The organism is Bacillus sp. IT-79MI2 (assembly GCF_949768135.1).
Classification (GTDB): domain Bacteria; phylum Bacillota; class Bacilli; order Bacillales; family Bacillaceae_G; genus Bacillus_A; species Bacillus_A pseudomycoides.
Genome location: NZ_CATKPV010000127.1, coordinates 1 through 968 on the forward strand (window position 1 = coordinate 1; position 968 = coordinate 968).

Annotated in this window: 1 protein-coding gene; it reads right to left on the reverse strand. The window is 27.4% G+C overall.

The genetic code is table 11. The annotated features are described in order from the left end of the window. Positions 1–702 precede the first annotated feature (702 nt). Positions 703–968 (reverse strand): DDE-type integrase/transposase/recombinase (locus ACM6HU_RS26450; protein ID WP_414848528.1); only part of this gene is annotated, 266 nt, incomplete at its 5' end.

Sequence of the window (968 nt, forward strand, 5' to 3'; positions counted from 1 at the left end):
TTATTTTTCTGGATTTTCAAAAAACCAATCCCTTCCTTTTTTTTCGTATGATTCATGTTATCTCTTCCTTTCTTTCATCATTTCTATAAAATCACTTTTGCTATATTTATCTTAGTTTAAGTATCTTTCAATACACTTTCATAAATGTTACAAAAGTCTTTCATTAATTTTATTTATAAATGCAATAATTTTGTGATTATAGACTGTTTTCGAGACTTATTATCACACTATTAAGGTAATACAATAAAAATAATGTTACTCATAACTTTACCGAACTTATATTAGCGTAATCTTTTCCTTCCTTAGTGGTCATACCAGTTATGTTTTTATTAAATCATTAAACTTCCAATGCGTAAATAGCAGAATTTTTTCGATTATATCAAAAAAATTCAATATTGAGCATTAACGAAAATGAAAATATTATACTACAAAAATTATTGTTTGATTTTATACAAGTAACTATAACAGTTGCAACTTGATATATAAGGTTAAAAAATAACTATTTTAATCCACAAAAAATAGTTAATATAAATTAAATATTATTAATATAATTTAATCACACTCTGCATATCGATTCCCTTTATTTGGATATGCGAAATTGCATCAAGATATAGGTTTAAATATGACGCGCTCTTATAAATAACTAGGTTCTGTTGCAAAGTTTCTTAATAGATAAAAAATTGGGCTGATTACAGATGGATTTTATACAATTCTAAGTAATTGCTGTAATTCATTGTATGTTGAAAAAACGCAGTTTGGTTGCAAACTGCGTTTTCGTTTATGTATGGCATGAATCGTTTCGATTCCTTTCAAGGTACGTGAAGCATGGCGAAGACTTTGAAATCCTGCGGATTTGGCAAAACGTCGCTTTACATGTCTATGGTCTTGTTCTATGAGATTATTCAAATGCTTGATTGTGCAATGAGTTGTATGTTTATAAAAGCCTTGTTCCCTTAATTTGTTAAACG